The sequence below is a fragment of the Demequina litoralis genome (assembly GCF_030418455.1).
In the GTDB taxonomy this organism is placed as follows: domain Bacteria; phylum Actinomycetota; class Actinomycetes; order Actinomycetales; family Demequinaceae; genus Demequina; species Demequina litoralis.
Genome location: NZ_JAUHPW010000003.1, coordinates 90,672 through 103,242, shown reverse-complemented (window position 1 = coordinate 103,242; position 12,571 = coordinate 90,672). Strand labels below are relative to the sequence as shown.

Annotated in this window: 11 protein-coding genes; 6 read left to right on the top strand and 5 right to left on the bottom strand. The window is 73.8% G+C overall.

Annotated elements, in window-relative coordinates; genetic code table 11:
- Window positions 1-45: 45 nt before the first annotated feature.
- Entirely contained in the window at window positions 46-1,881 is a 1,836-nt protein-coding gene (locus QQX09_RS04910) for a cation:proton antiporter (RefSeq protein WP_301131648.1), read from the top strand.
- Between the two features lie 82 nt (window positions 1,882-1,963).
- Here QQX09_RS04910 and QQX09_RS04905 read toward each other — a convergent pair whose 3' ends face one another.
- The gene (locus QQX09_RS04905) at window positions 1,964-2,959 is read right to left on the bottom strand and encodes an NAD-dependent epimerase/dehydratase family protein (protein ID WP_301131647.1); all 996 of its coding nucleotides are present in this window, start codon (window positions 2,957-2,959) and stop codon (window positions 1,964-1,966) included.
- Window positions 2,960-3,085: 126 nt separating this feature from the next.
- Here QQX09_RS04905 and QQX09_RS04900 point away from each other — a divergent pair, with 126 nt between their 5' ends.
- Complete coding sequence (locus QQX09_RS04900; RefSeq protein WP_301131646.1) at window positions 3,086-4,153, top strand: aldo/keto reductase; 1,068 nt, start codon at window positions 3,086-3,088, stop codon at window positions 4,151-4,153.
- 31 nt (window positions 4,154-4,184) lie between these two features.
- Here the strand turns inward: QQX09_RS04900 and QQX09_RS04895 are convergent, their stop codons facing one another.
- Window positions 4,185-5,795, bottom strand: a complete 1,611-nt coding sequence (locus QQX09_RS04895) for an ATP-binding cassette domain-containing protein (protein ID WP_301131645.1) — start codon at window positions 5,793-5,795, stop codon at window positions 4,185-4,187.
- Between the two features lie 256 nt (window positions 5,796-6,051).
- Here QQX09_RS04895 and QQX09_RS04890 point away from each other — a divergent pair, with 256 nt between their 5' ends.
- Together QQX09_RS04890 and QQX09_RS04885 are read left to right on the top strand one after the other, a co-directional pair.
- Window positions 6,052-7,392 carry an MFS transporter gene (locus QQX09_RS04890; protein ID WP_301131644.1) on the top strand — a complete coding sequence of 447 codons (1,341 nt, stop codon included), beginning with the start codon at window positions 6,052-6,054 and terminating at the stop codon, window positions 7,390-7,392.
- Window positions 7,393-7,512: 120 nt separating this feature from the next.
- Entirely contained in the window at window positions 7,513-7,944 is a 432-nt protein-coding gene (locus QQX09_RS04885) for a hypothetical protein (protein WP_301131643.1), read from the top strand.
- 9 nt (window positions 7,945-7,953) lie between these two features.
- On the opposite strand, the gene QQX09_RS04880 is transcribed toward QQX09_RS04885, so the two are convergent.
- From QQX09_RS04880 to QQX09_RS04870, 3 genes are all read right to left on the bottom strand, one after another.
- A complete protein-coding gene (locus QQX09_RS04880) occupies window positions 7,954-8,406 on the bottom strand; it encodes a VOC family protein (RefSeq protein ID WP_301131642.1) in 453 nt (150 codons plus the stop codon).
- 109 nt (window positions 8,407-8,515) lie between these two features.
- Window positions 8,516-8,740, bottom strand: a complete 225-nt coding sequence (locus QQX09_RS04875) for a DUF6458 family protein (RefSeq protein WP_301131641.1) — start codon at window positions 8,738-8,740, stop codon at window positions 8,516-8,518.
- A 201-nt stretch (window positions 8,741-8,941) separates the two neighbouring features.
- A complete protein-coding gene (locus QQX09_RS04870; RefSeq protein WP_301131640.1) occupies window positions 8,942-9,397 on the bottom strand; it encodes a hypothetical protein in 456 nt (151 codons plus the stop codon).
- Window positions 9,398-9,439: 42 nt separating this feature from the next.
- Between QQX09_RS04870 and QQX09_RS04865 the strand changes: the two genes are divergently transcribed.
- Window positions 9,440-9,997 (top strand): LURP-one-related family protein, encoded by a 558-nt coding sequence (locus tag QQX09_RS04865; protein WP_301131639.1) that lies wholly within the window; start codon window positions 9,440-9,442, stop codon window positions 9,995-9,997.
- Between the two features lie 56 nt (window positions 9,998-10,053).
- Window positions 10,054-12,564, top strand: a complete 2,511-nt coding sequence (locus QQX09_RS04860; RefSeq protein ID WP_301131638.1) for a phage holin family protein — start codon at window positions 10,054-10,056, stop codon at window positions 12,562-12,564.
- The last annotated feature ends 7 nt before the right edge of the window (window positions 12,565-12,571 follow it).

The following is a 12,571-nucleotide window of genomic DNA, read 5'->3' as shown; positions in this document are numbered from 1 at the left end:
AGCGCTCACCCGGCCGCCACGCCCCGACGGTTCTAGTCTCGTGACGTGACGCTCGCCGCATCGGTGGTCCTAGTCCTCGTGGCCGGGATGACCTCACAGCTGCTCGCCGCGCGCCTGCGCGTGCCCGCGATCGTCATCCTCATCGCCGTCGGCCTCCTCCTGGGTCCGTTCACGGGCCTGGTCACCGTCGACATCCCCGAGGACGACCTGTCCGAGCTCATCGGGATCGGCGTCGCGGTCATCCTGTTCGAGGGCGGCATGAGCCTGCGGTTCTCCGAGTTCCGCCGCGTCCGCCGGGGCATCGGGCGGCTGACGGTGCTCGGCCCGCCGGTGGCGATGGCGTTCACCGCGGCCGCGGCGCACTGGGTGGGCGGCTTCGACTGGCCGGTGTCGCTCGTGCTCGGCGCGATCCTCGTCGTCACGGGCCCCACGGTCATCGCGCCGCTCCTGCGGCAGGCCGGGCTGCGCCGCGACTCGGCGTCGCTGCTCAAGTGGGAGGGGATCGTCAACGACCCCATCGGCGTCACCCTCGCGTTCCTCACGTTCCAGCTGTTCGCGCTCTCGGACGACGGCGTCGGGTCCGTCGCGCGGGGGCTCGTCTTCGCGGTCGTCGTGGGCGGCGGCATGGGCGTGGCGGTCGGCGCGCTCGTGGGGATCGCGTTCCGCCGCGGCTGGGTCCAGTCGCATCTCAAGTCGCCGCTGCTGCTCGTCGCGGTGCTGCTCGTCGCGGGCGTGGGCAACCGCCTGCAGGACGAGACGGGCCTGCTCGCCGTCACGGCGATGGGGCTGGTGCTCGGCAACATGCGCCTGCCCGAACGCGAGCAGCTCCTGCACTTCAAGGAGGGGCTCACGATCGTCCTCGTGAGCTCGCTGTTCATCGTCATCCCCGCGACGCTCGACGCGGGCGACCTCGCCGAGCTGGACTGGCGCATCGGCGCCTTCGTGCTCGTGCTCATGGTGGTGGTGCGGCCGCTCACGATCGCTCTGGTGACGCTGCGCTCGGACGTGCCCAAGCCGGACCGGCTCCTGCTGGGCTGGATCGCGCCGCGCGGCATCGTGGCCGCGGCGACGGCGGGCTCGTTCGGCCCGGCGATGGTGGACGCCGGCTACCCGGACGGCGCCCAGCTGGTCCCCACGGTGTTCCTCGTCATCCTCGTCACGGTGGTCGCGCACGGCTTCACGCTGGCGCCGCTCGCGCGACGGCTCGGGCTCACCACGGGCGCGCGCAACGGCCTCCTGCTCGTGGGCGCCTCCCGCTTCGGGCTCGAGCTCGCGGAGGCGCTGCGCCGGCAGGGGGTCGGCGTGCTGGTCGCCGACGGCCGCTACCAGAGCCTCCAGCCGATGCGCATGGCGGGCGTGCCCACGTACTTCGGCGAGGTGCTCTCCGAGCATGCGGACGAGGTGCTCGAGGAGGCCGGGGTCAGCCACGTCCTCGCCGCGACCGACAACGACTACTACAACGCCCTCGTCGCCCGCAGCCTCGGCACGGAGTACGGCTTCCATCGCTCCTTCCAGATCCCGCCGGCCGAGGGCACGGGCGAGCGTCGCGCGCTCACGTTCGAGCGCCGCGCCTCGTACGCCTTCGACGGCTTCACCGATCTGGCCACGCTCGACGAGCGTGTCGCCGACGGCTGGCACGTGCATGCGACGCACCTCACGCGCCAGTACGGGCTGCGCGAGCTCGTCGACCGGGTGGGGGGCGGCTCGGGCGCGATCCCGCTCGGCGCGATCGACTCCGCGGGCGGCCTGCGGCTGCTGTCGCCGGACCAGCGCTTCATCCCGGCCAAGGGCTCGACGATCCTCTACCTCGGCCCCGGCAAGCGGTCGGCGACCGGTGCCATCCCCGCGGTGGACGATGCGACGCGTCAGGATTCCTCATAGGTGAGCCCGCAGGAGTCCCGGAAGCGTCAAAATTCCTCACGGTTGTGCGCGGCGCGGCGGGGCGGCGCGGCGGCGCTGAGGGCTAGGCCCGCTCGTACTCCGCGATGAGCGCGAGCTCGCGCTGGCGCGACAGCCCGGCCAGCCCGGGTCGGCCCACTCCGAGCGCGCGCTCCTCCGCGAGCACGTCGCGGACCGTCTCGATGAACGGCCGCCGGATGCCGCCGGTCTCCCGGAAGCGCGCGGCGCTGTGGAAGCCGGTCCGCGCGGGCCCGCCGTCGTCGGGCACCCACAGCGGCAGCGAGTCGGGACCCTTCCAGGGCCGCACGCCTCGCGCGAGCAGCCAGTCGGCGCTCGGCCGGACCAGCGGCCCGTGGGCCCCCGCGACCTCGCGCACCAGCTCGATGAGCTCGAGGCCCTCGCGCTGCTCGCCTACCGCGTTGACGGCGCCCGTCACGCCCGCCTCGATCGCGTCGAGGTTCCACGCGACCAGGTCGCGCACGTCGATGAGCTGCAGCGGGTGGGCGGGCGGCGCGGGCACGAGCATGGGGTCGTCGCCCGCGAGCGCGGCGCGGCGCGGCCAGTAGGCGAAGCGCTCGGTCGGGTCGCCGGGTCCCACGATCACGCCCGCACGCACGAGCAGAGCGTCGGGCTGCGTGCGCAGCGTCTCCAGCTCGCAGCGGACCTTCGCCGCGTCGTACTGCGAGCCGTCCACCACCGCGTCGGGCAGCACCGGCTCGCGCAGCGGGGCGTGCTCGTCCACGACCGTCCGTGTCGGCGCGTAGGCCGCCACCGAGGAGATGTACGTCCAGTGGAGCGCACGCCCCTCGAGCGCCTCGGCGGCCTCGCGCACGTGGCGCGGCTGCCAGCTCACCTCGACGACCGCGTCCCAGTCGCGGCCCGCGACGTCACGGTACGCGGATGAGGCATCGCGGTCGGCCACGACGAGGTCGGCGCCCGGCGCGACGACGCCGGAGACCCCGCGTGCGAGGCAGGTGACCTCCCAGCCGCGCGCGACGGCCTGCGCCGAGGTCTCGCGGCCGAGCCACGCGGTACCGCCGAGGACGAGCAGAGAGGGCATACGGCCAGGCTAGCGGGACGATGCGCGGCGCGCGGCGGCCTCAAGCCTCCTCCGTCGCGGCCCGGAAGGACGTCGCGTCGCGCCCGCCACCGCGCGACGGGACGCGCACGGACGTAGCGTCGGATCATGACCGATGGACCCGCGCCCGCGGCCGCACGCCGGATCGGGCTCACCGACACCTACGTCGCGCCGCTCGCCGTCGGCGCGATGCTCATGGGCACCCGCACCCCCGAGCCGGAGGCCCGCCGTATCCTCGACCACTACGTCACCGAGGTGGTGCCGCGCTTCGCAGCACCCCACGGCGCGGCCGTGCCGGGCATGATCGACACCGCCGACTGCTACTGCTGGTGGGAGGATCCCGGCTCGCTCGGGGGCCACTCGGAGGCCCTGCTCGGCCGCTGGCTCCAGGTCTCGGGCGCCCGCGCGAACGTGCTGCTCGCGACCAAGGGGTCCGGGATGCTCGGCTCGGTCGACGACGTGTTCGACGACGGCGTCGCGAACTGGGACCTCGCGCGCAAGCTGTACGTGGGTGCCGCCGCGGACACGCTCCGGCTCGCGCTGGCCGCGTCGCTCGACCGACTCGGGCTCGACAGCGTCGACCTGTACTACGTGCACGTCGACGACCGGTCGACGCCCCTCGAGGAGACGCTCGGCTTCCTCGCGAGCGCGGTCGACGCGGGGCTGATCGGCGCATACGGCTGGTCGAATGCGGCCTCGTGGCGCCTCGCCCAGATCCGGGCGATCTGCGAGACGCACGGGTGGCCGCAGCCCGTCGCGTTCCAGCAGCAGCACAGCTACCTGCGGCCGCGGGCGGACCTGCACCACCCCGGCATCGTCACCACCGAGCACCTCGACTACCTGCGCACCTACGCCGACCTGCAGCTCGTCGCCTACTCCCCGGTGCTCAAGGGCCTCTACAGCGACAAGGCGAGGCGCGATCGGCGCTTCTGGGCGATGCACCAGTACGCGGGCGCGGACTCCGATGCGCGGCTCAAGGCGGTCGACGACGTGGCGGCGCAGACCGGCGCGACGGGCAACCAGGTGGTGCTCGCGTGGATGATGTCGCGGCGATGGCCGTCGATGATCCCGATCATCGGGGCGCGCACGTTCGACCAGTACCTCGAGTGCGTCGAGGCGGTCGACGTCGAGCTCGACCTCGAACAGCTCGACGTGCTGCAGAACGCCGGCGCCTGACCCCCGCGCGCCCGCCCCGTGCCCGCGCCCCTCAGAGCGGCCGGTCCCTCACGGGGGCGTCGGGCTCGACGGTCCACTCGCGCGTCGGCGCGACCGCCTCGACGAATCCGTCGTCATGGCTCACGACCAGGAGCGCGCCGCGGTACCCGGCGAGCGCGTCGACCAGCTGGGCCTGCGAGTCGAGGTCGAGGCTGTTGGTGGGCTCGTCGAGCACGAGCAGCTGCGGCTCGGGTCGCGCGAGCAGCACGCAGGCGAGGAAGGCGCGGAAGCGCTCGCCGCCCGACAGCGTGGCGACGCGCGCGTCCGCCTGGGGGCCCCGGATCTGGAACCGCCCGAGCAGGTCCCGGACCTCCTGAGGATCGACGCCGGGCGCGCTGACCCTCACGTTGTCGAGGACCGAGGCGCCCTCGTCCAGCCCCGTGAGACGCTGAGGCAGCACGCCGACCGGCACCGCGACGCCGGCGACCCCGGCGATCGGCGGGACCTCGCCGAGCAGCGACGCCATGAGCGTGGTCTTGCCGGCACCGTTGCGGCCGCGCACGTGGATGCGCTCGGGACCCCGCACGATAGCGTCGAGCGTCGCCCCGGTGCGCGTCACCAGCCGGTCCACCTCCAGCACGAGCCGGCGGGGCGGCACCTCCGTGCCAGGGAGGTCGACCCGGATGGCGCGGTCGCGGGGGATCGCGGCCCGCGCGGACGCGAGCCGGTCACGCGCCTCCGCCAGGCGCTGCTGGTGGATGCGGCCCACCCGCGCGTCCGTGCGTTCCGCCTGCGCCTGCTTGAGATCTGCGGCGGCACCGACGTACCGCCGGGTGGAGCGCGCCTTCTCTCCCGCGCGACGCTTGCGGCCCGCTCCGTCGGCATGCGCGGCGAGCGCGCGCGACTGGCGCGCGGCGTCCGCGGTCGCGGCGGTCACGGCCTGCGCCGCGGCCGCCCGCTCCGCCTCACGAGCGCGGTCCAGCTCGTCGATCGCTCCCCCGAACCAGCGGATCTCCACGCGTCGGTCGTCGCGCTCGCGCAGCTCGGCGATGCGGTCGACCCGGCCGAGCAGCGCGCGGTCGTGGCTCACCACCAGGGTGGCGCCGCCGCGCGCGTCGAGGCGGTCCGCGAGCGCCGCACGCGCCTCGCCGTCGAGGTCGTTGGTGGGCTCGTCGAGGATCAGCAGGTCGGGACGTTCGAGCAGCGCCGCCGCGACCGCCAGCAGCACCGCCTCGCCGCCGCTGAGGCCGCCGACCGTGCGATCGAGATCGACGGGAAGGCGCAGCGCCGCGAGGGTGGCGACGGAGCGCTCCTCGACCGCCCAGTCGTCCGCGAGCACGTCGTGGTCGGCGGGATCCGTCGACCCGGCCTCGATGGCGCGAAGGGCCTCGACCCGCGCGGCGACGCCGAGCACCTCGGCGACGGTCGCCCCGGTCGCGAGCGTCACGCCCTGAGGCACGTACGCGACGGAGGCGGTCCGCGCCACGCGTCCGGCGCCGGGGTCGAGCTCGCCGAGGGCGAGCCGGAGGAGCGTGGACTTGCCGATGCCGTTGCGGCCGACGAGCGCGGTCAGCCCGTCTGGCACGGCGAACGTGAGGTCGTCGAAGAGCGTGCGACCGTCGGCCCACGCGAAGGTGAGATGGGAGAAGGAGAGGTGCTGCATCGGGAGCTCCATGCGTCTGGAAGGTGCACGACCGTGGCCAGACTCGCGGTCCGGCGTCCCTAGAGCTCCAACGTTCCTCCTCGGCGCCTACCCTCACGGCGCGCCCGCACCAGGGTGCGCCACGCATCGTCGCCCGTCAACCCGGGTCACCGGTCCGCGCCGGGGCGATGCGCCGACGGGCGTAGGGTGGCGGAGGCGCACGTGCCGAGGCGACGCCGCGGAAGAACCGCCCGCCTCAGCCGGTTCTCAAGGTGACATGTCACAGACCTTCGCGTCCCTGCGCATCTTCAACTACCGGTTGTGGTTCGCCGGCGCCCTCGTCTCGAACGTGGGCACGTGGATGCAGCGCGTCGCGCAGGACTGGCTGGTGCTCACCGCGCTCACGGACGAGTCGGGTGTCGCGGTCGGCGTCACCACCGCGCTGCAGTTCGCGCCGTTCCTCTTCCTGTCGGCGTGGGCGGGCGTGCTCGCCGATCGCGTGGACCACCGCACGCTGCTCATCTGGACGCAGGTCGGCCAGGGAGTGCTGGGGCTCGGGCTGGGCCTCCTCACCGTGCTCGGCCACGTCGAGCTGTGGCACGTGTACGCCTTCGCTCTCGGCCTCGGCGTCGTGTCCGCGATCGACGCGCCCGCGCGCCAGACGTTCGTCTCGGACCTCGTGCCCGCGACCTCCCTGCCGAACGCGGTGGCGCTCAACAGCGCCTCGTTCAACGCCGCGCGCCTCATCGGCCCCGGCGTCGCGGGCCTGCTCATCGCGGTGGTCGGCACCGGGTGGGTGTTCCTCATCAACGCCGCGACGTTCGGCGCCACCATCGCGGCGCTGGCGATGATGCGCGCGTCCGAGCTCCACCATCAGGAACGGGCCGCGCGCGGCCGCGGTCAGGTGCGCGAGGGCATCCGCTACATCCGGCGCAGACCCGACATCGTCGTCATCCTCGCGGTGGTGGGCACCGTCGCGGCGCTTGGCCTCAACTTCCAGCTCACGAGCGCGATGATGGCCGCCACGGAGTTCGACAAGGGTCCCGGCGAGTACGGGATCCTCGGGTCGGTCACGGCCATCGGGTCGCTCTCGGGCGCGCTGCTCGCGGCGCGCCGCAAGCGTCCTCGGCTGCGCCTGGTCGTGGGGGCGGCCTTCGCGTTCGGGATCGCGCTCACGCTGATGGCGCTCGCGCCCACGTACCCGCTGTACGTGCTCACGTGCATCCCCGTGGGCTTCACCGCGCTCACCATGATCACGTCGGCGAACGCCGCCGTCCAGACCACCACGACCCCGCACATGCGCGGACGCGTGATGGCGCTCTACATGATGATCTTCCTCGGGGGCACGCCGATCGGCTCGCCCATCGTCGGGTGGATCGGGGAGACCTTCGGGCCGCGCTGGTCGATCGGCGTGGGTGCGATCGGGGCGCTCGTGGTCGCGGTCGGCGCCGCCGCCTGGGTGGTCCGCGACGCCCGCCTCACGGTGAGCTACCAGCTCTCCCGGCCCTTCGTGCGCGTGCGCTACCCCACCCCCGCGGAGGAGGAGCGCGAGCAGCGTGCCCAGGCGGCCGAGGAGATCCTCGCCCAGCAGCTCGCGGACCGGTCGGAGCAGCCGTGACGTGCATCGTCGCTGGGTCCGCGGCGCCGGGGCGCCGCGCCGCGCCGTGCGCGCACCCCTGTGCGGCGGCGGCCCCGGCACACCATACTGAGCGTCATACGATGCGCAGGAGGTGGATCCATGGATGACGTGACCGAGTACAGCGGCGACTACATCGACGCGTGCCGGTGGCGCATCGAGGCCGAGGTCGCCGCGTTCGACCTGCTGCGCCAGCAGGCGCCCGGCGACGGGACGATGGACGCCCCGATCCAGAACATCGCGGACGAGTACTTCGTCGCCGTCGCGAGCCAGCTCGAGGGCATGTTCGCCAACCGCAGCCGGGCGGCGGAGGGCAGCCGGCCGGGTCCGCTGCACGAGATGCGCGCGGTCGTCGAGTCGCTCAACGGCAACGGCGGGCGCTTCGCGCCGCCGGAGGGCTCGGGTCTCGACGCCGGCACCACGGTGCTGCGCCTCGACCCGGGCGAGCCGATCATGCTCGATCGCGAGGCCTTCCAGCTGCTGTCGGACGCGTTCTTCGACTCCCTCGAGGAGACCTACGGCGAGACCTCCTGAGGATCGCGCTCAGGCCAGCCCGGTGCCCTCGGTCATCGTCGCGACGAACATCCACTGGATCCCGAAGCGGTCCGTGAACGCGCAGTAGAGGTCGCCCCAGAACATCGGGGTCGGTTCCATCTCGACGGCGCCGCCGACGGAGAGCCTGTCGAAGAGGTCCCTCACCTGGTCCTCGTCGTCGAGCTGCAGGTTGAGGTAGACGTTGTTGCCCTCGCGGAGCACGTGGCCCATCGAGGGCAGGATGTCCGAACCCATGATGCGATGCCCGCCCACGATGTCGAGCGCGCAGTGCATGATCCGGTTCTTCTCGTCGTCGGAGAGCGGCGGCATGCCGGGCTGCTGCGGCACGTCGCCCATCCGCATCGGCGGGTCGACGAGCGCCCCGCCGAACACCTCGACGTAGAACGCGAAGGCCTCCTCGCAGGTGCCGTCGAAGTTGAGGTAGGTCGAGACGCTGGCCATGGCTTCTCCCCGGGGTGGGCCGTTCCCGTCAGGCTACGGCCGGCGGGGACGATGCGCGCGGCGGGGCGGGGCGCCGGGGCCGCCCGCGCGGGGCGGCCCCGGGCGCGGCTCAGCCCTCGACGCGGTGGTGGTCGACGTGCTCGTCGCGCACCTCGGTGTGGGTGGTCTTCGAGCGCTGGGCGTTGGCGACGAGCGAGACCACGATCGCGATCACGCCGGCGGCCATGCAGATGTAGCCGATCATCGCGAGGTCGACGCCGTCGATCGCGTCGTCCACGGCGAAGGCCGCGATCGCGCCGACGACGATCAGGAAGATGCCGGAACCGAGTGCCATGCTGATGTCCTCCCCTGCTCTCCGGCGAGCCTGTCCGCTCCGCCGGGCTGTCCGGCCGAGGGGCGCTTCCACGCGGGCCCACCGACCGGTACAACACGCTCCTGCCAGGGACGATGCACGGAAGCCTCCCGTAACCACCCCAGAGAAACGCCATCTACCAGGGGTGATGGAATGTCCGCGAGCCGGGAATAGGAGTCGGGGTCAGAGGTCCTCGTCGTCGAGCCGGAGTGCGCAGGTCGCCTCGTTGAGACGCGCGAGCTGCCGGTCCCTCAGCAGGACCGTCTGGAGCAGCTCCTCCCCGCCCGCCTCGAGCACCAGCTGGGCGCTGGACTCGCCCTCGCCGGCGGGGCACGTCGCGAGCCCGAGCGGGAGGCGGATGGTGACCTCGCCGCCGGCGGGCACCGTCACGTGCAGCCCCACGGCGTCGAGACGGTCGAAGTAGGGCGTGAAGACCGTGCCGCCCGTCAGCACCACATCCTCGTCGCCGGTGGACCCGATCGTCACCTCGACGGAGCGCATCGCGAGCGAGGCGTCGGGCACCTCCGCGGCGGCCGCGGTCGCGACCACGGGGTAGTCGGGAGTGCCCGCGCACGCCGCGAGAAGCGGCGCGACCAGGGCGGTCGCGGCGGCGGCGCGGAGCGCGGACGTGGCATGCATGCCGCCATTGTGGCCCCTCCGGAGGGCTCCTAGGGTGAGGGCATGACGGTCAGGTACCTCGTGCGCCAACGCATCACCCTCATGGTGAACCGGTACGAGATCTGGCGCGCCGACGAGGCCTGGAACCCGGTCGAGCAGCTCGCGTTCGCGCAGCAGAAGCGGGGCAGGCTCCGCGAGGAGGTCCCCTTCTACGCGGACGAGTCGAAGACGCACGTGCGGTTCACGCTCCAGGCCCGCAACGTCCTCGACCTCGCCTCGGTGGTCGACGTGCGAGACGAGACGGGCGCGGTGGTCGGAGGCTTCCGCAAGGACTTCCGCCGCTCGCTGCTCGTCACCACCTGGTACCTCGAGCAGGAGGGCCTGCCGCGGGTGCTGGGACAGGAGACGAGCACGCTGTACGCGGTGCTGCGCCGCATCGGCCTCGACCTGCTGCCGTACGACTTCCTCTTCGCCACCGAGGACGCCGGGGCTCCCGTCCTGACGATCGTGCGGCGGTGGGGCGTGCGGGACACGTACCGCGTCACGGTCGAGGACGACCGCTACGACCCGCGGCTCGTCCACGCGCTCGCCGTCGGGCTGGACGCGCTCCAGAACCGCTGAGGGGGCGCGCGGGCCAGCCTCGCGGCGCGCGCCGCCGTGATGGGGATGATGGACGCATGCCTGCGCCCGTGACGCGCGCACGCCGCCCGCCCGGCGTCGTCGCCCTCGCCGCCCTCACCGCGCTCGGAGGCGTGCTCGACCTCACCGTGAGCATCCTCGCCCTCGCCGGGGACACCGCCCGCGCAGAGGCCTCCACCGCGACCATCGTGGCGCTCGGACTGCTCGGCGCGGGCCTGATCGCCGCGGCGATCGCGCTGTGGCGCGGCTCCAACGGCGCGCGCATCGTGGTGTCCGCGCTCGCCGGGCTGCGCGTCCTCGAGGCCATCCACCAGGCGACCACGCCCGAGGGCTCGCCGGCCACCGCCGTCGTGGTCGCGGCCGGCGCCGGCATCACCCTCGCGCTCGCGTGGACCCCGCGGGCGGACCGCTGGTTCCAGGGCGACCGGGAACGCGACCTTGCGGACGCGCTCGGCGGGGAGCGGCGGACCGTGCGCGCGCGGGCGGCGCGGGCCGCGCAGCTCGCCGTGCAGACCGTCGTGGTCGCGGCCACGATCGGGCTCACCCCGGGCGTGACGGCGGACGGCTGGATCGCCGCGCTGCTCGCCGCGGCGGCGATCGCGCTGGTCACCTGGGTGCTGCAGCCGGTGTGGCTGCGCATCGCCGGCCGGTTCGGCTGGGCGGGCGCCCTCACGGCGGCGCTGTTCGCCAACGCGACCACGGTGGGGCTTGCGCTGTGGCTCGCCCCCGGCGTCGATGTCGCCAGCCCCGCGTGGGCGCTCGTGGCCTCGTGGATCCTCACGGTGCTCATGACCCTCGTGTCGTGGCTGTTCTCGGTCGGCACCCACGACTACCTGCTGGTGCATGCCACGCGCATGGCGATGCGGGGCGACCGCCCCGAGCCTGACGGCGTGCCGGGCGTCCTGTTCGTGCAGCTCGACGGGGTGTCGGCGCCGCTGCTCGAGCAGGAGCTGCGCGCCGGCAACCTGCCCACGATCGCGCGCTGGATCCGGGGCGGCACCCACACCTGGACGGAGTGGACCGCGCGGGTGCCGTCCACGACTCCCGTGAGCCAGGCCGGCATCCTCCACGGCTCGTCGCGGGGCATCCCGGCCTTCCGCTGGTGGGATCGCGAGCTGGGACGCATGGTCGTCGCCAACCGTCCGGACGACGCGGCGCTCATCGAGGAGCGGGTGAGCGACGGGCGCGGCCTGCTCGCCGACGACGGCGTGTCGATCTCGAACCTGTTCTCGGGCGACGCGGGCCGCTCGTTCCTCACGATGAGCGGCATGCGCGGCGGCGAGCGCTCGCTGGGCCCCTCCCGCTCCTACGCGGCCTTCTTCACCCATCCGGCCGGCTTCGCGCGCGCCTTCACACGCACGCTCGGCGAGATGGCGAAGGAGGTGTGGCAGGCGCGCCGCCAGGAGTGGCGCGGCGTCGAGCCGCGTGTGCACCGGGGCGGCTCGTACGTCGCGCTGCGCGGCATCACCAACGTGCTGCTGCGCGACCTCAACGTGGCGCTCGTGATCGAGGCGATGATGGAGGGCGCACGGTCGATCTACGTGGACTTCGTCGACTACGACGAGATCGCGCACCACGCCGGGGTCACGCGGCCCGAGTCGCTCGCCTCGCTCTACGGGCTCGACGCGGTGCTGCGCACCCTCGAACAGGTCGCGGGCGCCGGCATCACGCCCCGCGAGTACCGCATCGTCCTCGTGTCGGACCACGGCCAGAGCCAGGGCGCGACGTTCCTCCAGCGGTACGGCATGACGCTCGAGGAGCTGGTCGCCGCCCACACGGGTGGGCGGGCGCTCGACACCTCCCACGACGAGGAGACCTGGGGCCGGGTGCGCCTGCTCGTGAGCGAGGCCGCGGCCCAGGACTCGGTATCGGGCCGCGCGGCCCGGCGCGCGCTGCGACGCCGCGAGGCCGACGCGGCGACGGACGCCGGCGCATCGTCGCCCGACGCCGGCGACGGTCCCGCGCTCGCCGTCGTCGGCAGCGGCAACCTGGGCGGGATCTGGTTCACGGAGTCGCCGCGACCGCTCACGCTGTCGGAGCTCGAGGCGGAGCACCCGGGGCTGGTGGAGGCGCTCGCGACGCACCCCGGCATCGGCTTCCTCGTGGTGCGCGCCGCATCCGGACCGGTGGCGATCGGGCCCCGCGGCCTGCACCGCCTGGCGACCGGCGAGATCGAGGGCGAGGACCCCCTGGCGCCGTTCGGGCCGGGCGCAGCGAGCGACCTCGCACGCGTCGCGGCCTTCCCCGAGGCGCCCGACATCTACGTCAACTCGCTCCACGAGCCGGCCCTCGACGAGGTCGCCGCCTTCGAGGAGCTCGTGGGCTGCCACGGCGGGCTGGGCGGCTGGCAGACGCGTCCGCTGCTCGTCCACCCGTCCGAGTGGAGCCTCGACGAGACGCTGCTCGAGCACGGACGTCTCCGCGGCGCCGAGCAGGTGCACCTCCAGCTGGTGCGCTGGCTCGAGACGCTCGGCCATCGGGAGGGCCTGCGCGGCCAGGGGGACGATGCGCCGCGCGGCGTGGGCGAGGAGGCCGCGGCTACCCCCTAGAATGGGG